The organism is Microbacterium sp. 5K110, assembly GCF_005774735.1.
Lineage (GTDB): Bacteria > Actinomycetota > Actinomycetes > Actinomycetales > Microbacteriaceae > Microbacterium.
Genome location: NZ_VBUM01000015.1, coordinates 1 through 20,199 on the forward strand (window position 1 = coordinate 1; position 20,199 = coordinate 20,199).

Sequence of the window (20,199 nt, forward strand, 5' to 3'; positions counted from 1 at the left end):
GCCGGGACGGGACGGGACACAATGGAGACATGTCTGCTCCCGTGACTCTCCCCCGCCTCTCGTGGGGCGACGCCCGCGGACCGGCCGTGCTGCTCGCGCACGGTCTCGGCTCCGACGCCGCCCTGATGTGGCGCCTCGGTACGGCGTTGGCCGACGCGGGATGGCATGCCGTCGCCGTGGATCTCCGCGGACACGGCGATGCCCCTCGGACGCTCGACTACTCCCTCGCCGCGTACGCCGCCGACCTCGCCGCGACGCGACCGGACGGCGGGGGCGCGTGGGACGCGGTCGTGGGTCACTCGCTCGGGGGTGCCGCCGCGACGATCGCCGCCGCCGCGGATTCCGCCTGGACCCGCCGCCTCGTGCTCGTGGACCCCGCGATCCACCTGTCCGACCGCGATCGCGACACCGTCCGCGCGAGCCAGGAGCAGTCGTTCGCCGACCCGAGCATCGCCGCGGTGCGCGCCGCCCACCCGGACTGGCATCCGGTCGATGTGGAGTTGAAGGCACGAGCCACGCAGCGCGCGAGCCGATGGGCGGTGGAGCAGACCAGCGCTCAGAACACGGTGTGGGATGTCCGCGCCGAGGCCGCCGCCCTCTCCGTCCCGACCCACGTCATCGGCGCCGACCCCGCCGTGTACTCGATCTTCACGGGGGCGCTGGCCGACGAGGTGCTCCAGAACCCCCTCGTCACGATGTCAGTGGTGTCCGACGCCGGGCACTCGCCGCACCGCGATCGTCCTGACGAGACAGTGGCGGCGCTGCTCGCGGCGCTCGACTGAGCGACGGCAGCGTCTCCGCGGCCGCGATGTCGGGAGCGAGGACCAGAATGGATGCCATGGCCTCCGCGTTCGATCCCGCTCGGTTCCTCTCCGAAGACCTGCTCGCGCGGTTGCGCGAACGCGCACCGGTGCACGACCGCGAGAACACCTTCCCGCAGGACGATCTCGACGATCTGCGAGCGGCCGGTTACCTCGGCATCCTGGTACCGACCGCGCTCGGCGGAGCGGGTCTCTCGCTCGCCGAGGCCGCCGAACTCCAGCAGCGTCTCGCCGGGGCCGCCCCGGCCACCGCGCTCGCGGTGAACATGCATCTCGTGTGGACCGGCGTGGCGAAGGTCCTGCACGACCGCGGCCTCGACGATCTGGCCTTCGTGCTGCGCGGCGCGGCAGCCGGCGAGGTCTTCGCCTTCGGCATCAGCGAGGCCGGGAACGACCTCGTGCTCTTCGGCAGCGACACCCGGGCCGCGCCCGACGGGAAGGGCGGGTACCGCTTCACCGGGACGAAGATCTTCACCTCCCTCTCGCCGGTGTGGGACCACCTCGGCGTCCACGGGCTCGACACGACGTCCCCCGACGCACCAAAGATGGTGTTCGCGTTCCTCGACCGCGACGAGGACGTCGTGAGCCGTGACGACTGGAACACCCTGGGCATGCGCGGCACGCAGAGCCGCACGACCGAACTGCACGGCGCCCACGCGCCGGCCGACCGCGTGGTGCGTCGGCTCGATCCGGGACCGCAGCCCGACCCGTTGGTGTTCGGCATCTTCGCGTTCTTCGAGATCCTGCTGGCGTCGGTCTACACCGGTATCGCCCGGCGCGCGCTCGATCTGTCGGTCGAGGCGGCGCGGTCGCGGCGGTCGAAGAAGACGGGCGCCAGCTACGCGGCCGACCCCGACATCCGGTGGCGCATCGCGGACATGGCCCTCGCCTACGACGCCCTGCCGCCGCAGATCGCGGCGCTCAGCGCCGACGTCGATGCCCGGGTCGACCACGGCGGACGCTGGTTCTCGCTGCTCGCCGGTCTCAAGCACCGCGCCGTGACGGCGGCCAAAGCGGTCGTCGACGATGCCATGCTCGTCGGCGGCGGCTCTTCCTACTTCGCGCACACCGAGCTCAGCCGCCTCTACCGCGACGTGCTGGCGGGGCAGTTCCACCCGTCCGACCCCGAATCGGCGCACTCGGCGCTGGCCACGGCCTGGCTCGGACCGGTCGACGCGTGATGGCCCGCACGCCCACGGCCCTGCTGAGCCCCGCCGATCAGCAGCGCCGCCGCGACCTGCGTCGAATGAAGGGCGTCGCCCTCGGTGCCCTGATCGGGATGGCGGTGGTCTTCGCGGTCGCCTTCGCGCTGCAACGCGACGTCGAGTGGCTGCAGTACGTCCGCGCGGCCGCCGAGGGCGGCATGGTTGGAGCGCTGGCCGACTGGTTCGCGGTGACGGCGCTGTTCCGGCATCCGCTGGGGCTCCCCATCCCCCACACCGCGATCATCCCCCGCCGCAAGGACGAGATCGGGCAGCAGCTCGGGGAGTTCGTCGAGACCAACTTCCTCGAGGGACACGTCGTGCGCACCAAGCTCGAGGGGACGCCGCTCGCGGCCCGCGCCGGCGCCTGGCTGGCCGAACCCGCGCACGCCGATCGGCTCGCCGCCGAGGGCGCGACCATCGCGACGAGCGTGCTGCGCGCGCTCAGCGACGACGACGTGCAGGGTCTCCTCGAAGACCTGGCCCGCGATCATCTGCTCGCACCCGACTGGGGCCCCTCCGTGGGCGGTTGGCTCGAACGCGTCGTCGGATCCGGCGCCCATCACGGCGCGGTCGACCTCGCCCTCGACAACATCGCGGTGTGGCTGGCGAACAACCACGAGATGTTCCAGGGCCTGGTGTCGCGACGGCTGCCGTCGTGGGTGCCGAGTCTGGCGCACCGGTTCGTCGACGACACGGTGTACCGCGAAGCCGTGGGCTTCGTCGATGCCGTCCGCGCCGATCCGCGCCACCAGGCGCGGGCCGCGATCGACCAATACCTGGGACGCCTGGCCGACAACCTGCAGCACGACCCGGCGACGATGGTGCGCCTCGAAGAGGCCAAGGCCTCGATCTTCGACAGCCCCCGCGTACGCGGCCTGGCCGCCGACGCGTGGAACACCGCCAAGACGGGGCTGCTGGCCTCGCTCGCCGATCCCGACAGCGCTCTGCGCCGCCGCGCGTCGGCGGCGCTGGCGGACGTGGGGCGGCGGCTGCAGAGCGAGGAGTTCCTGCAGCGTCGCGTCGACGGCTGGGTCACCGATGCAGCGGTCTTCCTCGTCGAGCGGTACCGTCACGACATCGCCTCGATCATCACCGACACGGTGGAACGCTGGGATGCCGAAGAGACCACCGAGAAGATCGAGCTCATGGTGGGGCGCGATCTCCAGTACATCCGTCTGAACGGCACGATCGTGGGGGCCCTCGCGGGCCTCGCGATCTTCACGGTCGCCCACCTCGCCTGGGGGTCGTGACCGGAGGACTCGCGCGGACACACCTCACCCGGGGCACACGACGGTGAGTAGCCTGAGCGCGTGAGCTTCGGTTCGGGGGCAGAGCCCCTCTTCACCTACGGAACGCTGCAGCTGCCGGACGTCCAGCTGGACACCTTCGGTCGGCTCATCCCCGGCGAGGACGACGTGCTGCCCGGATACCGGCTCGAGTGGACGGACATCGACGACGAGCGGGTGGCCCAGCTCTCGGGACTCGACGCGCACCCGATCCTGCGTCGGACCGATGATCCGCGAGACCGCGTCTTCGGGCGCGTGCTCGAGCTCACGCCCGAAGAACTGGATGCCGCGGACGAGTACGAGGTCTCGCTGTACCGACGGGTCTCGGTGCGGCTGGCCAGCGGCATCCGCGCGTGGGTGTACGTCGGCCACTGAGACACGCCCTGCCACAGAACACTCCGGTCGCGCCAGGCTCGTCAGCGCTGGATCACCGCCGCTATCCTCGACTCGGATGCCGGATCGACCAGCGCAGCGCGCGCGCCGGGTCCGTGAAGCGGAGAGACGATGATCCAACTTGTCCTGGCCCGGCATGCCAAATCGGACTGGGTCGACGAGAGTCTCGACGACCACGATCGACCGCTCAACGATCGAGGCCGTCGCGACGCCCCCGCCATGGCGCGTTCGGTTCTGCGACGTGGCGTGCGCCCCGAGGTGCTGCTGTCGAGCACGGCACTGCGCGCCCGGACGACCGCCGAGGCCTTCGGAGACGAGTTCGAGGTCGAGGTGACCGAACGCGCCGAGCTGTACCTCGCCGCGCCCGACACGCTGCTGGAGGCGGCCCGCACGAGCGGGGCGGCCGAGGTCATGGTCGTCGCACACGATCCGGGCTTGAGCGCGCTCGTGTCGCGTCTGGCCGACAGCGACGTGCGGATGGTCACCGCCGCCGTGGCGATCTTCACGTGGCACGAGGGCGAGTGGCCCGACGTCGGCGTCGTCCCACCCGACGAGTTCGAGCTGCTCGCTCCCTGAGCCGCCGCCCGAACGGGCCGGCCGTGCGGACCTACGCCGCCAGGCCCGAGTGCTCGACGGCGGCGCGCGCCACCGCCCCCGAGAGCACCAGTTCGGTGACCGCCTCGATCTCGGGCGAGACGAAGCGGTCGCGCCCCGGGCCGTCGACGCGCGTGCGGACGAGGTCGCGCACGGCCCCGGTCGCCGCCGCGGGCGGGAGCGGGGCGCGCAGGTCGAGCGCGCGGCATCCGGTGAGCACCTCGATCGCGAGCACCCGGGCGAGACCGTCGACCGCCCGGCGGAGCTTGCGGCCGGCGGCCCATCCCATCGACACGTGATCCTCCTGCATCGCGCTCGAGGGGATCGAGTCGACCGAGGCAGGAACCGCGAGCCGCTTCAGCTCGGACACGATCCCGGCCGCGGCGTACTGGGCGATCATGAGACCCGAGTCGACGCCCGCCTCCGCGGCGAGGAACGGCGGAAGCCCGTGGCTGCGGGCGACGTCGAGAGCCCGATCCGTTCGCCGCTCCGACATGGATGCCACGTCCGCCACGGCGATCGCGAGGAAGTCGAGCACGTACGCCACCGGCGCACCGTGGAAGTTCCCGTTGGACTCCACCCGACCGTCGAGCGTGACGACGGGATTGTCGACGGCGGATCCGAGCTCGCGCTCGGCGACGGTCCGCGCGTGCGCGGCCGTGTCGCGCGCCGCGCCGTGGACCTGTGGCGCGCAGCGCAGCGAGTACGCGTCCTGCACGCGGGTGCATTCCGGCCCCCGGTGGCTCGCCACGATCGGCGAGCCCGCGAGGAAGGCCCGCAGGTGAGCGGCCGACGTCGCCTGGCCGGCCTGGGGACGCAGCGCCATCAGGTCGGCCGCGAACACGGCGTCGCTGCCGAGCTGCGACTCCACCGACAGGGCGGCGGCGACGTCGGCCGTGGTCCACAGCATCTCCAGGTCGTGCAGGGCCAGCAGCAGCATCCCGAGCATGCCGTCGGTGCCGTTGATGAGCGCCAGCCCCTCCTTCTCGCGCAGCACGACGGGCGAGATCCCGGCGGCCGCGAGCGCTTCGGCGGCGGGCATCGCGCGGTCCTCCGCATCGCGGACGTCGCCCTCACCCATGACCGCCAGCGCGACGTGCGAGAGCGGCGCGAGGTCGCCGGAGCAGCCGAGGGACCCGTACTCGCGCACGATCGGGGTGATCCCGGCGTTCAGCAGGGCGGCGTACGTCTCGACGACCACGGGCCGGACGCCCGTGCGCGCCGTGGCGAGCGTCTGCAGCCGCAGCAGCATCAGGGCGCGCGTGACCTCGCGTTCGACCTCGGCACCCGTCCCGGCGGCGTGGGACCGGATGAGGCTCTCCTGCAGCTGCGCGCGACGATCGGGGGCGATGAAGGTCGTGGCCAGCGCGCCGAATCCCGTGGAGATCCCGTAGTGCGGCTGCGGGTCGTCGGCCAGCCCCTCGATCAGCGCGCGCGTCTCGGCGACGCGGGACAGCGCCGCGGGATCGAGCGCGACCGGCGCGCCGTGGCGCGCGACGGCGACGACGTCGCGCGGGGCGAGGGGGATGGATCCGACGGTGACGGTGATGCTCATGCCTCGATCCCACCGCTTCCGCCTCCCGCCCACGCCACCGTTCTGGCATCCTGTGTCTGTGATTCCAGACACTTCGCGTCCGCAGGTCCCCGCGGCCGATCAGACGCTGCGGATCCTGTCGCTGTTGGCCCGCCAGCCCGCGCCGATGGCGGCGCAGTCGATCGCGACCGCACTCGGCCTCCCCCGTTCCACGACCTATCACCTGCTGACGACGCTCGCGCAGCACGGCTACGTCGTCCACCTGGCGGACGACCACCGCTGGGGGCTCGGCACCGCGGCCTTCGAACTCGGCGGCGGATACGCCCGTCAGCAGCCGCTCGCCCGGCTCGGACGCCCTCTTCTGGCCGCACTCACCGACCGGCTCGGCGAGAGCACGCACCTCGCCGTCCTCGTCGGGCGCGACGTGCTGTACATCGTCGAGGAGCGCGCGCCGCGTCGACCGACGCTCGTGACCGACGTCGGCGTGCGCCTCCCGGCGCACCTGGCGGCGAGCGGTCAGGCGATGCTCGCCGCGCTCCCGCCCGCGCAGGTGCGCGCGCTGTACCCGGATGCCGCGGCGCTGACGCAGCGCACGGCGCGCGGCCCGCGCACGCGCGCCGACCTGCGCGATGCGCTGCGGCGTGTGCGAACCGACGGCTTCGCCCGCGAAGACGGCGAGGTCACTCCCGGCTTCCGCTCGGTGGCATCCGCGGTCCTCGACCACGCGGACTGGCCGATCGCCGCGGTGGCCGTCACGTGGCCCGCTGAGACGGAGCGGGAGGCCGCTGAGCTCGCGGACGCGGCACGCGCCTGCGCCCGTGAGCTCGCGCGGCGCATCCGCCCCGGGGCTTGAATCGCGCGGGCGGCGCTCAGCGAACGACGAGCCGTGGCTTCACCAGCACGTGCGCTGCACCGGCGGTCGCGGGGCGGGGCGCCACCACGGTGCCCTCCTCCCCCATCAGCAGGTCCAGGGCACCGGATGCCACCCGCTCGGGGAGCTGCTCGACGCTGGAGAGTCCGAGCGCCTCGGCGGCGGGGGTGTTGTCGAAGCCGATCACGGTGATCTCGGGGTGACCGGCCAGGGTCGTGGCCAGGTGGGCGCCGATGGCGAGCGAGTCGCTCGCGCACACGATGCCGGTCACACCCGGATCGGCGGCGAGCCCCTCGGCAACGACGTCGCGCGCGAGGGCCACGCTGTCCTCCACCACCCACCGCGGTCCGGCGGCGGATCCGACGCTCTCTCGCCAGCCGCGCTCGCGTTCGTCCCCGGTGCCCGAGCCGGCTGGCCAGCCGAGAAACGCGATGCGACCCCCACCGCCGTCGAGCAGGTGTTCGGTCGCGGCACGGGTCCCGGCGGCCCCGTCGACGTCGACCCACAGGTGGGCGGGAGCCTCGACGTCGTCCTTCCCCCACGGGCGCCCGAACGAGACGAAGGGCAGCCCGCGCTCACTGAGCCATCCGGTGCGGGGGTCGCCGTAGAAGGTCCCGGTGACCACGACGGCATCCACCTCTCCCCCCTCGAGCAGATCGCTGAGCCGCTCGATCTCCTCCTCGGCCGTGCGCGCGGCGTACAGCAGCACGCGCATGTCGCGCTCGCTCGCGCGTTCGGTCAGGGCGTGGACGAACCGGTCGAGCACGACGCCCGCGATGCCACCGGCGTAGGGATCCAGATGGATGCCGATCGTCGAGCTGCGTCGGGTGCGCAGGCGCCGCGCGGCCGCGTGCGGACGGTAACCCAGCTCGGCGATGGCCGCCTCGACGCGCAGGCGCGTGGAATCGCGCACGATCCCGGGGGTGTTGACGACGTTCGAGACCGTCTGTCGCGACACCCCGGCCACACGAGCCACGTCTTCGACGGTAGGGGCTTTCGTCATCCCTTCCCTCCCCGGGTAGACGGTCATCGTAGGGCGAGCCGGAGCGCTTGACAGCACGGCCCGCCGCTCCGTACGTTAGTCGCACCAGAGTTTGAACGTTCAAACTTTCGGGCCCTCCGGTCCCACACGGAGGGGTCGCATGCCTCATCGAAGGAGAGAGACACATGACACGGCACATCGCCCGCACCTGGCTCGGAGCAGGAGCGCTCCTGGCCACCGGGGCCCTGACGCTCACCGCCTGCGGTTCGGGCTTCAACGATTCCGGCAGCGCCGAGCAGTCCTCCGGCGGCTCGCTGTCGATCCTCATCGGCTCCTCGGGCGACGCCGAGACCCAGGCCGTCGAGTCCGCCGTCGCCGCCTGGTCGAAGGAGTCCGGCGTCGACGCGCAGGTGCAGGTCGCCAACGACCTCCCCCAGCAGCTGTCCCAGGGTTTCGCGGCAGGATCGCCGCCGGACCTCTTCTACCTCGCACCCGACGCCCTCGCCGGTTACGCCGCGAACGGATCGATCGCCGCGTACGGCGACGACCTGGCGAACAAGGCCGACTTCTACCCCTCGCTCGTGGAGAACTTCACCGTCGACGGCAAGTTCTCCTGCGCCCCGAAGGACTTCTCGACCCTCGCTCTCGTCATCAACACCGACCTGTGGACGGCAGCGGGCCTCACCGACACGGACATCCCCCAGACCTGGGACCAGTTGGCATCCGTCGCCCAGAAGCTCACGGTCGACGGCCGGGTCGGTCTCGCCTTCGGAGCCGAGTACCAGCGCGTCGGCGCCTTCATGGCGCAAGCCGGCGGCGGCCTGCTGACCGACGGCAAGGCCGACGCCGACAGCAGCGCGAACGTCGAAGCACTGCAGTACGTCAAGACCCACCTCAACGACGGCTCCTTCGCGTTCGCATCCGACGTGGGCGCCGGCTGGGGCGGCGAGGCCTTCGGCACGCAGAAGGCCGCGATGACCATCGAGGGCAACTGGATCACCGGTGCCCTCACCGCCGACTACCCCACCGTGAAGTACACCGTCGCCGAGCTCCCCGCGGGCCCCGGAGGCAAGGGCACGCTGCAGTTCACCAACTGCTGGGGCATGGCCGCCGACAGCAAGAACCAGGACAACGCGCGCGCCCTCGCCGAGTACCTCACAGGAACCGACCAGCAGCTGGCGTTCTCGAAGGCGTTCGGCCCGATGCCGTCCATCCAGTCCGCCGCCGACGCGTGGTCGAGCGCGAACCCGGACCTGACGGCGTTCCTCGCCGGAGCCGAGTACGCCCAGTTCCCGCCGAACATCGCCGGAGCCGCCGACGTGATCACCGACTTCAACGCGCAGCTGGAGTCGCTGAAGACCGGCGACCCGCAGGCGATCCTCGGGACGGTCCAGGGCAACCTCGAGGCGATCGCCAAGTAGGCGCCAGTCCATGACCGCTCTCACCACCGCGCCTCGTCGCGCCGGGTCCTCCTCCTCGGGGATCCGGCGCGGCGAGGCCCCCGCCGGCTGGCTCTTCACCGCCCCGGTGCTGATCATCCTCGGCGTGTTCCTCCTCGTCCCGGTGCTCATGGCGCTGTGGGTGAGCTTCTCGGACTGGAGCGGGCGCGGCAGCCCCTTCTCGTCGAACGTGAACTTCGTCGGGCTCGACAACTACGCCGCGGTCACCACCGGCGGCGGTCTCGCCGAGCGCGACTTCGGAACGGCCCTCCGCAACAACGCCTGGTACGTGCTGCTCGTCGTGCCGCTGCAGACCGCGCTCTCGCTCTTCCTCGCCGTCCTCGTCAACCGCGCGGTGCTGCGCGGCCGCGGGTTCTTCCGCACGGCGTTCTACTTCCCCTCCGTCACGAGTTCCGTCGCGATCACGGTGCTGTGGCTGTTCCTGTTCTCGACCTCGGGCGCGATCAACGAGGTGCTGTCGTGGCTGGGGATCAACGGCCCCAACTGGTTCAGCGACCCGTCCGGCATCGTGCACAACGCCCTGGCCGCAATCGGCGTGACGAGCGGTCCCGCAGCCCTCACCGGCAGCACCTTCCTCGGCGTCTCATGGTGGGACTGGCTGGCCGGCCCGTCGGTGGCGATGTCGGCGTTCATCCTCATGGCCGTCTTCACGACCTCGGGCACCTTCATGCTCCTGTTCATCGCGGGCCTGCAGAACATCGGCGGCGACGTGCAGGAGGCCGCCATGATGGACGGCGCGAACGGCTGGCAGCGATTCTGGCGCGTCACGCTCCCCCAGCTGCGGCCGGTGCTGTTCACCGTGCTGACCCTCGGGCTCATCGGCACCTGGCAGGTGTTCGACCAGATCTACACCGGCACCCAGGGCGGCCCCGGAAAGACCACGCTGACCCCCGCCTACCTGAGCTACTCCTCGGCCTTTTTGTCGCAGCAGTGGGGTCAGGGTGCCGCGATCGCGTTCGTCCTCTTCGTCATCATCGTCGTCCTCACGATCCTGCAGCGATGGGTCCTGCGCGAGCGTCCCGTCTCGCGCCGCCGCGCACGGCAGTACGAGGTGCGCGCACCGAAGGGAGGCACGCGGTGACCGCCACGGCATCCCCCGAGACCAACGTCCTGGCCGAGCAGGTCGTCGGCGGCCCTCGCCGGAAGCCGGCGAAGCACCGCATGTCGGGTAAGACGCTGCGGTGGCAGATCGCCCTGTACGCGCTGCTGTGCGTGCTGGCCCTGATCTACATCTATCCGTTCCTCGTCCAGGTGGCGACGTCGTTCAAGACGGATGCCGTCGCGGCTGCCGATCCGATCTCGCTCGTGCCGCAGCCCTTCACGTGGGCCGCGTACGAGAGGCTCTTCCTCCGCTCCGACTTCCCCGTCTGGTTCGCCAACTCCGCGGTCGTCACGGTGTTCGTGACCCTCGGCCGGGTGTTCTTCAACTCCCTCGCCGGCTACGCGCTCGCGCGGCTGCAGTTCCGTGGCCGCGGAATCGTGTTCGCCGCGCTCGTCGCGGTGATGGCGGTCCCGGCCGTGGTGCTGCTCATCCCGAAGTTCCTCGTGATCAACCAGCTCGGCATGTACGACTCGTACGCGGGCATGATCCTCCCGCTGCTGGTGGATGCCGCGGGCGTGTTCATCATGAAGAACTTCTTCGAGTCGATCCCGCCGTCCGTCGAGGAGCAGGCCCGCATCGACGGAGCGAGCACGTTCCGCATCTTCTGGTCCGTCGTGCTCCCCATGGCGAGGCCGGCGCTCATCACGATCGTGATCCTGTCGTTCCAGGGATCGTGGAACGAGCTCAGCCACTTCGTCATCTCCACCCAGTCCCCCGAGCTCACCACCCTGACCAAGGGCGTCGCCTCGCTCGCGAGCGGGCAGCTCAGTCAGGGAAGCCAATTCCCGCTCAAACTCGCGGCCGCGGCCATCATGACGATTCCGGTCGCCGTGGTGTTCTTCGTGTTCCAGCGCCGCATCATGAACGCCAGTGAAGGAGCCGTCAAAGAATGACCACCGCCCCCGCCGCCTCGCCCGCGGCACCTCTCGCCGCCGCCCCGCACGACACCGCGCCCCTGCAGCCCCTGCTCAGCGACGCCCTGATCGTGCTGCGGGCCCCGACGCAGGCGTGGTCGGACCGCGACGGCACCGTGGGCACGGCGGCCGTGCACGGGATCTACCACGGCGACGTCCGGCACGTGCGCACGCTGACCGTCTCGTGCGACCAGTCGAAGATCGAGGCGATCTCGACGGCCCCCGACGGCCCGTCGCGGATCGTGTTCGGCGCGATCCTGCGGGGCCTGGACGACACCACCCCCGACCCGAAGGTGCGCCTGCTGCGCGAGCGCACGGTCGCCGATGGACACGTGTCCGAGACGTGGACGGTGCGTTCCCGCGTCGACGCACCGATCCGCACGACGCTCCGTCTCCGCCTGCAGCCCGAATTCGCGCTTCTGCACGAGGTGAAGTCGGGGCACGCGCACGCACGCGACGTCGAGGTCGAGACCGGCGACGGCTTCGTGCGGATCTCGGCGGGCCCGCAGGGCCTCGAGCTGCAGAGCCCCGGGGCGCAGGCGGCATCCGGGCCCGAGGGGGTCGAGGCGTCGTGGGACATCGAGGTGCCCCCTCTCGGCGAGACGGTCGTGTCGTGGTCGCTCACGCTGCGGGACGACACCCTCGTCGTCGGTGGCGCCGACGCACCCGCGCGCTGGGACGCTGCCGCGGTGGCGGCTCGGGCGACCGATCCGCGGCTGGCCCGGTGGCTGGCCACGGCGCTCGGCGACCTCGACGCGCTGCGACTCGTCCTGCCCGACGACCCCGAGGACGAGTTCTTCGCCGCCGGCGCCCCGTGGTTCTTCACGCTCTTCGGTCGCGACTCGCTCTGGGCCGCACGGCTCGCCCTCCCCCTGGACGGCGACATCGCGGCATCCACCCTCCGGGTCCTGGCGCGCCTGCAGGGCACGGTCGACGACCCCGAGACCGCGCAGGAGCCGGGCAAGATCCTGCACGAGCTCCGCTCGTCGGCGCTGGAGATCCCCGGTGAAGGGATCTCGCTCCCGCCGCGGTACTACGGCAGCGTCGACTCCACTCCCCTGTGGATCTGCCTGCTCGCCGACGCCCACCGCGCAGGCCTCCCCGCCGACGAGGTGCGCGCGCTGCTGCCGGCGCTGCGCGCGGCGCTCGGCTGGATCCGCGAGAGCGGCGACAGCGACGGCGACGGCTTCCTCGACTACATCGACCGGCTCGGTACCGGCCTGGCGAACCAGGGCTGGAAGGACTCCGGCGACTCCATCCAGTGGCGCGACGGCACCCTCGCCGACGGACCGATCGCGCTGTGCGAGGTGCAGGGGTACGCGTACGAGGCCGCCCTCGCCGGGGCCGACCTGCTGGACGCGTTCGGCGACGACCGGGATGCCGCGGACGCGACGTTCTGGCGCGAATGGGCGGCCGACCTCAAGGCGCGCTTCGCAGACGCCTACTGGATCGAGACGCCCGAGGGGCGGTACCCCGCCGTGGCCCTCGACCGCGAGAAGCGACCGGTCGACACCCTCACGAGCAACATCGGGCATCTTCTGGGCACGGGCATCCTGGATGCCGCGGACGAAGCGCACGTCGCGGCCCTGCTGCGCGGGGAGTCGATGTCGAGCGGCTACGGCATCCGCACGATGTCCACCGGCGCCGCCGGCTATTGGCCGCTGTCGTACCACGGGGGCAGCGTCTGGGTGCACGACACCGCGATCGCCGTGCACGGGATGCTGCGGGCGGGCCTGACCGAGGACGCCCGCGCCGTCGTGGCCGAGCTCCTCGACGCCGCCGAGGGCTTCGCATATCGCGTGCCCGAACTGCACTCCGGCGACCCGCGCGCGGCATCCTCGGTACCCACGCCGTATCCCGCGGCGTGCCGCCCCCAGGCGTGGTCCGCCGCTGCGGCGGTCGTGTGCCTCACGGCCCAGTCCTGAGGCGGCGGGCCCGCACCGCCCGGTCGCGTGCCGGGACGCTCAGTCGACCTTCGCCACCGTGCCGCCGGTGAGGCGCACCAGTTCGTCGAAGGTCAGGGGGAAGACCGTGTGCGGCGTCCCACCGGCGGCCCAGATCTCGTCGAACCCCGCGAGGTCCTCGTCGACGATGGTCGCCAGCGGCGCCGGGTGCCCCGTCGGCGCGACACCGCCGATGGGCTGCCCCGTCGCCGCGAGCACCTGATCGGGCGTGGCCCGCCGGATGCCGCCCCGCCCCAGCCGGGCGGCCAGCGCCGCCGTGTCGACCCGGTGCGCGCCGCTGGTCATCACCAGGAGCGGTTCGTCGTCGCTCCAGAAGACCAGACTGTTCGCGATCGCCCCGACCTCGATCCCCAGCGCCGCGGCGGCGAGGGCCGCCGTGTGCGCCGCGTCGGGGAGCACGACGATCTCGCCCGCGATCCCCGCGCGCTCCAGCGCGGCGGCGACGAGACGGCTGCGGGCGGGAAGGGACTCGCTCATCGCGCCAGCCTAAGCGTTCGCCCCGCGTCGCTCGACGCGTCAGAATGGAAGATGGATGCCGCACAGCCGCGGCATCCGCGACAGTGCCGCCCACAAGGCGGCCGACGAAAAGGACCGCGATGACCCACGCCCTCCCCCTGCCCGATTTCGCCCACGAACGCGTGGAGGTGGTGACGGGACGGCGGAGCGGCCTGTTCATCGCCGTCGCCCTGCACTCCTCGGTGCTGGGCTCCGCCCTCGGCGGCGCGCGCCTGTGGACCTACCCGCACTGGAGCGACGCCCTCGGCGATGCCCTGCGGCTCTCTGCGGCGATGACCCTCAAGAACGCCGCCGCGGGGCTCGACGCCGGCGGCGGCAAGTCGGTCATCGGCCTCCCCGAGGGCACGGTCCTCGAACCCGATCGTCGCCGCGCCGCGTTCCTCGACCTCGGTGACGCGGTCGAGAGCCTCGGCGGCCTCTACCGGACGGCCGAGGATGTGGGTTCCACCACCGACGACATGCTCGTGGTGAGCGAGCGGACGGCCCACGTCGTCGGCCTCCCCGACGCCGTGGGCGGCTCGGGCGAGCCGGCCGGCCCCACGAGCCTGGGCGTCTACGCGTCGCTCGTGGCCACGCTTGAGCGGGCCGTCGGTTCGGGCGACGTCCGCGGACGCCGCATCACCGTCGCCGGCCTGGGACAAGTGGGCGGTCGCCTGGCCGAACGTCTCGCCTCCGAAGGCGCCATTCTCACCGTCACCGACGTCAACCCCGCCAAGCGCGGTCTCGCCGCCACTCTGGGCGCCGCGTGGGTCGAGCCGGGCGAAGCGCACCTGATCCCGGCCGACCTTTTCGTTCCGGCCGGTATCGGCGGCGTGCTCACCGACGAGGTCATCGACGCCCTCGACGCCCGCGCCGTGTGCGGGCCGGCGAACAACCCGCTCGCCGACCGCTCCGGCGCCGACCGTCTCGCCGCACGCGGCGTGCTCTACGCGCCCGACTTCGTGGTGAATGCCGGTGGTGTGATCTACCTCGACCTCGAGGCCAAGCAGATCGGTTCGCGCGAGACGATCATGAGTCGCGTCGCCGGAATCGGCGACACCGTTCGCCGCGTGTTCGACGAGGCGGAGACGCGCGGCGTCACTCCCCTCGCCGCCGCCGAGGGACTCGCCGCGGACCGTCTGCGGGTGGGCGCGGAATCGACCGCCCTCGTCTGAACGACGAAGAACCCCGGATGCCAGGTGAATGGCATCCGGGGTTCTTTTCGTGCGTCAGTGAGCGGCGTCGTACGCTTCGAGCACGTTCGCCGAGATTCGCCCGCGGGAATTGATGGAGTAACCGTTCTCTTCCGCCCATGCGCGCACGTCGCCGAGATCGCGCGACGAACCGGTGCGCGACTTGGTCGCGCGACGCGCATTGGCCGGAACGGAACCGAGCGGCCGTGCCGAAGAGATGAAGGGTTCGAACGCGTTGCGGAGCTTCTTCGCGTTCTCGTCGGAAAGGTCGATCTCGTATGCGCGTCCCTCGAGCGAGAAGTGAATCGTCGTCCCCCCCGTCGATGACAGCGCCGTCGAGATCGTCGATGAGCTGCGTAATCTGCTTTTTCGCCATGTGGCTGATCCTATGACCCCACCTTGGATGAATTCAGTGAGAAGCACGCGAGTTCACCCGGGATATAACCCCACCGAGCCGTCATCAATCATTCTGGGGGGAACCAGGCGCGCCGCCTTCGATCGCCGTGATGCGATGATCCTCACCGTGGGTGAGTTCCGTCGCCAAAAACTCTTCATCGAGCGGAAGCCGTAATGAGAACTGCGCGAAGGCCGAGACGCGCAGGACGGCCCGGTCGATGTCCACATCGAGAACGTGCCCGCCGATCAGACGATCCTCGCTGAGGAAGTGCACGTGCAATCCCGCCACCGATATGCCCTGATAGATCCGGGGCATCCAAAAGCCGACGATGACCCCGGACCGATCACGAGTCACGGTCTCCACCTGCTCGGCGGCGACGTCGGCCAAGGGACGGAAAGGGGCCTCTTGGCGCGCGGTGACGCGTGTGCGCACGCGACGCACGACACCGTCGACCCGAACCGCATGGAACAGGTTGCGGCTGACGAGCCGGTCCTCGACAGCAGCGGTGAAGCCGCCGAGATCCAGCCCTTCGAGATGCTCGCCCTCGCTCTGCCCGAAGGAGCAGACGTCGACGAACGGCAAAGTCTCGTCCTCCCGCAGAAGCCGCGGCGCGGCATCCACGGAGCATTCGAATGCCTCACCGTCGACGAAGAGGACCTCCCCACCGAGACGATCGCAGCACCCGATTCCGGTGTCGCCCCAGCCGTGAACCTCGGAAACCGGGATTCCGGCGGTGTACATTCCGCCCATGAGGGCGTCGAGGACGGCGAACTGCGTCACCGCGCCGGAATTCACGGTCTTTCTGCCGTCGCTCGACAGCGGAATCATCGGCTCAGGAGTTTGCGGCGCCGTATGCCTCGAGCACGGAAGCCGGAACACGGCCCCGGTCGCTCACGGTGTGCCCGTTGGCACGCGCCCATTCACGCACCGCGGCGAGATCGATATCGCTCGATCGGCGCGACGAACGCGTGCGACGCGACGCCGAGGTGGAACGACCGACCGGACGCGCGGCATCCACGAACGGCGCGACGGCGGCATAGAACTTGTCGGCATTCCGGTCGGAGAGATCGATCTCGTAGGAACGCCCCTCGATCGAGAAAGTGATCTGCTTTCCGTCGCCCTCTTCGAGGACGGTCCCGTCAAGATCGTCGACCAGATGCGTGATGTGTTTGATTGCCATGGTGGAATAAGAATACACCCGATGCCCTTTTGCTTCCGCCTCTTCGGAGGTGCTGACGCGGGGCCTGTATGAGAGCCCGCGATAGGAATGCGCCGAGGAAGGCACTATCCTCCCGAGGTGGCGTTCACCCCCGGAACGCCCCGGACCGAGGAAGTAGCGTGTGAGTCTTTTCCGCACGAAGTCGGTGGAGCAATCCATCGACGATACCGATCACGGTCAGGGCTGGGTGGCCACGGTCATCTCCGCCGGTGCCGTGGCAGGTCTGACCCCCGCCGTGATCGTTCTGCGCCGCACGCGCCCCGACCTCGCGCGCGGCTTCCGCGTCCCGCTGAATCCGGTGCTGCCGATCCTGTCGGCGCTCATCTGCACCTCCCTGATGCTGAACCTCTCGGTCGAGACGTGGCTGCGGCTTCTCATCTGGCTGGCCCTGGGCTTCGCCGTCTACATCGCCTACTCCCGGCGGCACGCCCGGGTGAGCACGGGAGCGATGCTCGACCCGTCGAAGCCGCGCGTGGTCGGCCCGCCGGGGGAATGAGCGACGCGCCGGCACTTCACCCCGGGGATGTCGGCATCCACCGCCCTCCGCCCGGGGGCCGTGTCCGAGGCATCCCCTAGGCTGGTCGCGTTTCGACGACGACGATCACCTCTCCGGGGGGTTTCATGGGGATCGCACGCACGTGGGTCTTTCCGATTCTGCGCACGTTACTGGTGGCGATCATCGCCGCCGCCCTGATCAAACTGGCGTTCTTTCCGGACAGACCACTCGATGCCGATCCGGCGCAGCCGACGGGGACGGTGTCCGAGCCGCGCGTGATCGCGACCGCGGGGACCATCACGAACGACGTCGTGATCAAGGCGACCGTGTCGGCGGACCCGGCGGTGCCGTTGCGGTCGACGGCCGCCGGCACGGTCAACAAGATCTTCGTCACCCAGGGCTCGCCCGTCGCCGAGGGCGATGTCGTCTTCAACGTCAAGGTGCCGATCGAGCGCGACCCCGCCGACAGCGTGGATGCCGAGGGTAAGCCCAAGCCCGCGATCTTCCGGTACGAAGACGTCACGGCGCCCGCCGCCGGCACGCTCAGCGCACTGTCGGTCATCGCGGGTCAGGAGCTGGCGGTCGGAGCGACCGCGGGCAACGTCGCGCCCCCGACGTTCTCGGTGTCGGGAACGCTGGAGCCCGCGCAGCAGTACCGCCTGCTCAACCGCCCCGGAGACGCCACCGTGACCATTACGGGCGGGCCGGCCGGATTCACGTGCACGAACCTCCGGATCACCACTCCCCTGTCCGGGAGCTCGCCCGACGACGCGACCACCGGTCCCGCCGGGTCCGCGGGCTCCGCCGGCACGTCGGGATCGGGGACGACGGCCACGTGCGCGGTGCCGGGCGACGTCACCGTCTTCGCCGGACTCGCCGCCGAGATGACGATCGCCGGAGGGCGTGCCGAGAACGTGATCGTGGTCCCCACGACGGCGGTGCGCGGTGCGGCGCAGAGCGGCACCGTGTGGGTGTCGACGGCGGACGGCGCCACCGAGGAGCGGCCGGTCGCCCTCGGCCTCACCGACGGCACGCAGGTGCAGATCACCGAGGGTCTCACCGAGGGCGAGGAGATCCTCGAATTCGCTCCCGGGGCGATGGCCGGGTCGCCCGATGGATGCACGACGTATCCCGACGGCTCGATGTTCTGCGAACCGGCCGCGCAGTCGTGAGTCTGCTCGAGCTGCGCGATGTCACTCGCACGGTCATCCCTCCCGATCAGCCCGCGCTGACGATCCTGTCGGGTGTCGACATCGTGATCGAACCGCGCGATCACGTCTCGATCGTCGGGCGTTCCGGCTCGGGCAAGTCCACCCTCCTGAATCTCCTGGGACTGCTCGATCTGCCCACGAGCGGCGAGATCACCTTCGACGGCGATCCCGTGCGCGGACTGTCAGCGGCACGACGCGATCGCCTGCGCGGGGCGGCGATCGGCTTCGTGTTCCAGCAGTTCAACCTGCTGCAGGGCCGCACGGCTCTCGAGAACGTCACCATGCCGCTGCTGTACTCCAGCGGGACGACCTTCTGGCGCCGCACGAGGATCGCGGCCGAAATGCTCGATCTCGTCGGGCTCGGGCACCGGCTGCACAGCATGCCCGACCGGCTCTCCGGCGGCGAACAGCAGCGGGTCGCGATCGCCCGCTCACTCGTGCGCGGACCGCGACTGATCCTCGCGGACGAGCCGACCGGGGCCCTCGACCTCGACACCGGACAGAGCGTGATGGAGCTCATCGACGAGGTCGCCGAGCGCACCGGTGCCGCGCAGGTGATCATCACGCACGACCCGATGATCGCCCGCCGCGCCCGCCGGCATTTCCGTCTGGATCGCGGCATCCTGACCCCGGTCGACGATCCGACGTTCGAACCGCGCACTCGTCGCGAGGTGCGCGAGATGGCACCGGGCTCCGATGCGGACGGCGCGTGGGCTGCTCTCGATCCGGCCACCGCCGTCGAGGAGACGCGCTGATGCGCGCGCTGTCGAGCCTCGTGGGCTCGCTGGTCGAAGCGTGGCAAGAAGTGCGGGTCCACCGCACGCGGGTACTGCTGTCCCTCATCGGCGTGGCGGTCGCCGTCTGTTCGCTCACGACCGTCGTCGCCCTGGGTGCGATCGTGCAGCAGGCGAATCAAGAGATGAGCGAGCGCTCCAGCGGTCGTCCCGCGAGCCTCAGCGTCTCGGCGTTCGGCACCGACGGCGAGATCGACCCGGCACGGATGGATACCGCGTGGGCCGAGGTCGTGAAGCGCTACGGCATCTCGTACGCCACGCGTGCCCAGCAGACGACGCAGCTGGTGCCCTTCGCCAGTGGGACGGTCCAGGTCGGCACGCGGGCGGTGGACCAGCCGTACGGCGAGATGCACCGCGTGCGGATGCTCGAGGGCGAGTGGTTCACCGCGGCGGATGCCGAGCAGCTCGCGCCGCGGCTCATCGTCAACGAGGTGTTCTGGGACCGCATGGGGCGGCCGGCGCTGTCGACCCATCCGGTCGTGGCACTGGGCGGGCAGGCCGTGCCCGGTGCCGCCTCGGGGATCGCCCCCGGCGGCACCCGGGCGGTCGTCGTGGGCGTCACCCCGTCCTCGACGTGGGAGACCGAGCCGTCGATGTTCATGCTCGCCGCGCAGGCTCAGGCCGTTCAGGATGCCGCGATCGGCCGGAGCGGCACCGCCGCCGCGGCCGACTCCTCCTACGGCGGTGCGCCGCAGTCCCAGTACGAGATGTGGGTTCCGCCCGAGCTGGCCGAGCAGCTGACGACCCTCGTCACGCGCGACCTCACCGCCGCGCTCGGCGACGGAGCGCAAGTGAACGTCAACCGGCAGGACTGGGCGGCGTGGGGCGACGATCCGTTCCTGGTGACGAAGATGGTGGTGATCGGGATCGCCGTGCTCGTGCTGATGCTCGGTGCCCTGGGCCTGGTCAACATCGCCCTGGTCACGGTGAAGCAGCGGGTCCGCGAGATCGGCATCCGACGCAGCTTCGGAGCGACGGCGAGCCGGGTGTTCTTCGCCGTGATGATGGAGAGCGTCGTCGCGACGGTCGTCGCGGGCGCCGCCGGGGTGATGGCATCCATCCTCATCGTCCAGTCGCCGTGGCTGCGCGAGCTCATCGGCCAGGGCATGGTGAGCGACTTCCCCCCGTTCCCCGTCGATGCCGCCCTCACCGGCCTTGCCGCGGCCACGGCCGTCGGCGCGCTCGCGGGACTCCTGCCGGCGCTGGTCGCGGTGCGGGTGAAGGTGATCGACGCGATCCGGTACTGAGGGCGGACCGTCCGGCCGGAA

At 71.0% G+C, this 20,199-nt stretch carries 20 protein-coding genes and 1 pseudogene; 15 read left to right on the forward strand and 6 right to left on the reverse strand.

Going from position 1 to position 20,199, the window contains the following annotated elements:
- The first annotated feature begins 29 nt into the window (after nt 1–29).
- The 5 genes from FE256_RS05675 to FE256_RS05695 all read left to right on the forward strand — a co-directional run bounded on the left by FE256_RS05675 (nt 30) and on the right by FE256_RS05695 (nt 4,281).
- On the forward strand, nt 30–782 hold the full coding sequence (locus tag FE256_RS05675) for an alpha/beta fold hydrolase (protein WP_138173640.1): 753 nt from the start codon (nt 30–32) through the stop codon (nt 780–782).
- Nucleotides 783–838: 56 nt separating this feature from the next.
- Complete coding sequence (locus FE256_RS05680) at nt 839–2,002, forward strand: acyl-CoA dehydrogenase family protein (protein WP_138173642.1); 1,164 nt, start codon at nt 839–841, stop codon at nt 2,000–2,002.
- Nucleotides 2,002–3,276, forward strand: coding sequence for a DUF445 domain-containing protein (locus FE256_RS05685; protein ID WP_138173644.1), 1,275 nt, complete (start codon nt 2,002–2,004; stop codon nt 3,274–3,276). Before FE256_RS05680 ends, FE256_RS05685 begins: the two co-directional genes overlap by 1 nt.
- A gap of 60 nt (nt 3,277–3,336) precedes the next feature.
- On the forward strand, nt 3,337–3,687 hold the full coding sequence (locus FE256_RS05690; protein WP_138173647.1) for a gamma-glutamylcyclotransferase family protein: 351 nt from the start codon (nt 3,337–3,339) through the stop codon (nt 3,685–3,687).
- Between the two features lie 129 nt (nt 3,688–3,816).
- Nucleotides 3,817–4,281, forward strand: a complete 465-nt coding sequence (locus FE256_RS05695; protein ID WP_138173649.1) for a SixA phosphatase family protein — start codon at nt 3,817–3,819, stop codon at nt 4,279–4,281.
- Between the two features lie 31 nt (nt 4,282–4,312).
- Here FE256_RS05695 and hutH read toward each other — a convergent pair whose 3' ends face one another.
- Entirely contained in the window at nt 4,313–5,854 is a 1,542-nt protein-coding gene (hutH, locus tag FE256_RS05700; RefSeq protein WP_138173651.1) for a histidine ammonia-lyase, read from the reverse strand.
- A 52-nt stretch (nt 5,855–5,906) separates the two neighbouring features.
- On the opposite strand from hutH, the gene FE256_RS05705 reads away from it, so the two are divergent.
- Nucleotides 5,907–6,686 carry an IclR family transcriptional regulator gene (locus tag FE256_RS05705; RefSeq protein ID WP_394529726.1) on the forward strand — a complete coding sequence of 260 codons (780 nt, stop codon included), beginning with the start codon at nt 5,907–5,909 and terminating at the stop codon, nt 6,684–6,686.
- Between the two features lie 16 nt (nt 6,687–6,702).
- Here the strand turns inward: FE256_RS05705 and FE256_RS05710 are convergent, their stop codons facing one another.
- Entirely contained in the window at nt 6,703–7,707 is a 1,005-nt protein-coding gene (locus tag FE256_RS05710; RefSeq protein WP_138173655.1) for a LacI family DNA-binding transcriptional regulator, read from the reverse strand.
- Between the two features lie 164 nt (nt 7,708–7,871).
- Here FE256_RS05710 and FE256_RS05715 point away from each other — a divergent pair, with 164 nt between their 5' ends.
- From FE256_RS05715 to FE256_RS05730, 4 genes are all read left to right on the forward strand, one after another.
- The gene (locus FE256_RS05715; protein WP_138173657.1) at nt 7,872–9,107 is read left to right on the forward strand and encodes a sugar ABC transporter substrate-binding protein; all 1,236 of its coding nucleotides are present in this window, start codon (nt 7,872–7,874) and stop codon (nt 9,105–9,107) included.
- Between the two features lie 10 nt (nt 9,108–9,117).
- Nucleotides 9,118–10,227: a carbohydrate ABC transporter permease gene (locus FE256_RS05720; RefSeq protein ID WP_138173659.1), complete on the forward strand. Its 1,110-nt coding sequence runs from the start codon at nt 9,118–9,120 to the stop codon at nt 10,225–10,227.
- An 80-nt stretch (nt 10,228–10,307) separates the two neighbouring features.
- Nucleotides 10,308–11,141, forward strand: a complete 834-nt coding sequence (locus FE256_RS05725) for a carbohydrate ABC transporter permease (protein ID WP_240663765.1) — start codon at nt 10,308–10,310, stop codon at nt 11,139–11,141.
- Entirely contained in the window at nt 11,138–13,087 is a 1,950-nt protein-coding gene (locus tag FE256_RS05730; RefSeq protein ID WP_138173662.1) for a glycogen debranching N-terminal domain-containing protein, read from the forward strand. Before FE256_RS05725 ends, FE256_RS05730 begins: the two co-directional genes overlap by 4 nt.
- 39 nt (nt 13,088–13,126) lie before the next feature.
- On the opposite strand, the gene FE256_RS05735 is transcribed toward FE256_RS05730, so the two are convergent.
- A complete protein-coding gene (locus FE256_RS05735; protein ID WP_138173664.1) occupies nt 13,127–13,603 on the reverse strand; it encodes a YbaK/EbsC family protein in 477 nt (158 codons plus the stop codon).
- A gap of 119 nt (nt 13,604–13,722) precedes the next feature.
- Here FE256_RS05735 and FE256_RS05740 point away from each other — a divergent pair, with 119 nt between their 5' ends.
- Nucleotides 13,723–14,796, forward strand: coding sequence for a Glu/Leu/Phe/Val dehydrogenase family protein (locus FE256_RS05740; RefSeq protein WP_138173666.1), 1,074 nt, complete (start codon nt 13,723–13,725; stop codon nt 14,794–14,796).
- Between the two features lie 54 nt (nt 14,797–14,850).
- Here FE256_RS05740 and FE256_RS05745 read toward each other — a convergent pair whose 3' ends face one another.
- The 3 genes from FE256_RS05745 to FE256_RS05755 are packed head-to-tail and all read right to left on the reverse strand — an operon-like array spanning nt 14,851 to nt 16,496.
- Nucleotides 14,851–15,237 carry a histone-like nucleoid-structuring protein Lsr2 gene (locus tag FE256_RS05745; protein ID WP_252370911.1) on the reverse strand — a complete coding sequence of 129 codons (387 nt, stop codon included), beginning with the start codon at nt 15,235–15,237 and terminating at the stop codon, nt 14,851–14,853.
- 37 nt (nt 15,238–15,274) lie between these two features.
- A complete protein-coding gene (locus tag FE256_RS05750) occupies nt 15,275–16,039 on the reverse strand; it encodes an acetolactate decarboxylase (RefSeq protein ID WP_138173668.1) in 765 nt (254 codons plus the stop codon).
- Between the two features lie 4 nt (nt 16,040–16,043).
- Nucleotides 16,044–16,496 carry a histone-like nucleoid-structuring protein Lsr2 gene (locus FE256_RS05755; protein ID WP_354645977.1) on the reverse strand — a complete coding sequence of 151 codons (453 nt, stop codon included), beginning with the start codon at nt 16,494–16,496 and terminating at the stop codon, nt 16,044–16,046.
- Between the two features lie 121 nt (nt 16,497–16,617).
- On the opposite strand from FE256_RS05755, the pseudogene FE256_RS05760 reads away from it, so the two are divergent.
- From FE256_RS05760 to FE256_RS05775, 4 genes and pseudogenes are all read left to right on the forward strand, one after another.
- Nucleotides 16,618–16,926 (forward strand): annotated as a pseudogene (locus FE256_RS05760) (amino acid permease C-terminal domain-containing protein); the annotation flags it as partial.
- Between the two features lie 125 nt (nt 16,927–17,051).
- Nucleotides 17,052–18,098 carry an efflux RND transporter periplasmic adaptor subunit gene (locus tag FE256_RS05765; RefSeq protein ID WP_138173672.1) on the forward strand — a complete coding sequence of 349 codons (1,047 nt, stop codon included), beginning with the start codon at nt 17,052–17,054 and terminating at the stop codon, nt 18,096–18,098.
- Nucleotides 18,095–18,892, forward strand: coding sequence for an ABC transporter ATP-binding protein (locus FE256_RS05770; RefSeq protein WP_138173674.1), 798 nt, complete (start codon nt 18,095–18,097; stop codon nt 18,890–18,892). The genes FE256_RS05765 and FE256_RS05770 overlap by 4 nt, the downstream gene beginning before the upstream one ends.
- A complete protein-coding gene (locus FE256_RS05775) occupies nt 18,892–20,178 on the forward strand; it encodes an ABC transporter permease (RefSeq protein WP_138173676.1) in 1,287 nt (428 codons plus the stop codon). The genes FE256_RS05770 and FE256_RS05775 overlap by 1 nt, the downstream gene beginning before the upstream one ends.
- Nucleotides 20,179–20,199 lie beyond the last annotated feature (21 nt).

What these genes read in the sequence shown, in the direction of transcription:
- FE256_RS05675 (WP_138173640.1), top strand. Translation starts at nt 30, where the DNA reads ATGTCTGCTCCCGTGACTCTCCCCCGCCTCTCGTGGGGCGACGCCCGC.
- FE256_RS05680 (WP_138173642.1), top strand. Translation starts at nt 839, where the DNA reads ATGGCCTCCGCGTTCGATCCCGCTCGGTTCCTCTCCGAAGACCTGCTC.
- FE256_RS05685 (WP_138173644.1), top strand. Translation starts at nt 2,002, where the DNA reads ATGGCCCGCACGCCCACGGCCCTGCTGAGCCCCGCCGATCAGCAGCGC.
- FE256_RS05695 (WP_138173649.1), top strand. Translation starts at nt 3,817, where the DNA reads ATGATCCAACTTGTCCTGGCCCGGCATGCCAAATCGGACTGGGTCGAC.
- hutH (WP_138173651.1), bottom strand. Translation starts at nt 5,854, where the DNA reads ATGAGCATCACCGTCACCGTCGGATCCATCCCCCTCGCCCCGCGCGAC.
- FE256_RS05710 (WP_138173655.1), bottom strand. Translation starts at nt 7,707, where the DNA reads ATGACGAAAGCCCCTACCGTCGAAGACGTGGCTCGTGTGGCCGGGGTG.
- FE256_RS05715 (WP_138173657.1), top strand. Translation starts at nt 7,872, where the DNA reads ATGACACGGCACATCGCCCGCACCTGGCTCGGAGCAGGAGCGCTCCTG.
- FE256_RS05720 (WP_138173659.1), top strand. Translation starts at nt 9,118, where the DNA reads ATGACCGCTCTCACCACCGCGCCTCGTCGCGCCGGGTCCTCCTCCTCG.
- FE256_RS05725 (WP_240663765.1), top strand. Translation starts at nt 10,308, where the DNA reads ATGTCGGGTAAGACGCTGCGGTGGCAGATCGCCCTGTACGCGCTGCTG.
- FE256_RS05730 (WP_138173662.1), top strand. Translation starts at nt 11,138, where the DNA reads ATGACCACCGCCCCCGCCGCCTCGCCCGCGGCACCTCTCGCCGCCGCC.
- FE256_RS05735 (WP_138173664.1), bottom strand. Translation starts at nt 13,603, where the DNA reads ATGAGCGAGTCCCTTCCCGCCCGCAGCCGTCTCGTCGCCGCCGCGCTG.
- FE256_RS05740 (WP_138173666.1), top strand. Translation starts at nt 13,723, where the DNA reads ATGACCCACGCCCTCCCCCTGCCCGATTTCGCCCACGAACGCGTGGAG.
- FE256_RS05750 (WP_138173668.1), bottom strand. Translation starts at nt 16,039, where the DNA reads ATGATTCCGCTGTCGAGCGACGGCAGAAAGACCGTGAATTCCGGCGCG.
- FE256_RS05765 (WP_138173672.1), top strand. Translation starts at nt 17,052, where the DNA reads ATGGGGATCGCACGCACGTGGGTCTTTCCGATTCTGCGCACGTTACTG.
- FE256_RS05775 (WP_138173676.1), top strand. Translation starts at nt 18,892, where the DNA reads ATGCGCGCGCTGTCGAGCCTCGTGGGCTCGCTGGTCGAAGCGTGGCAA.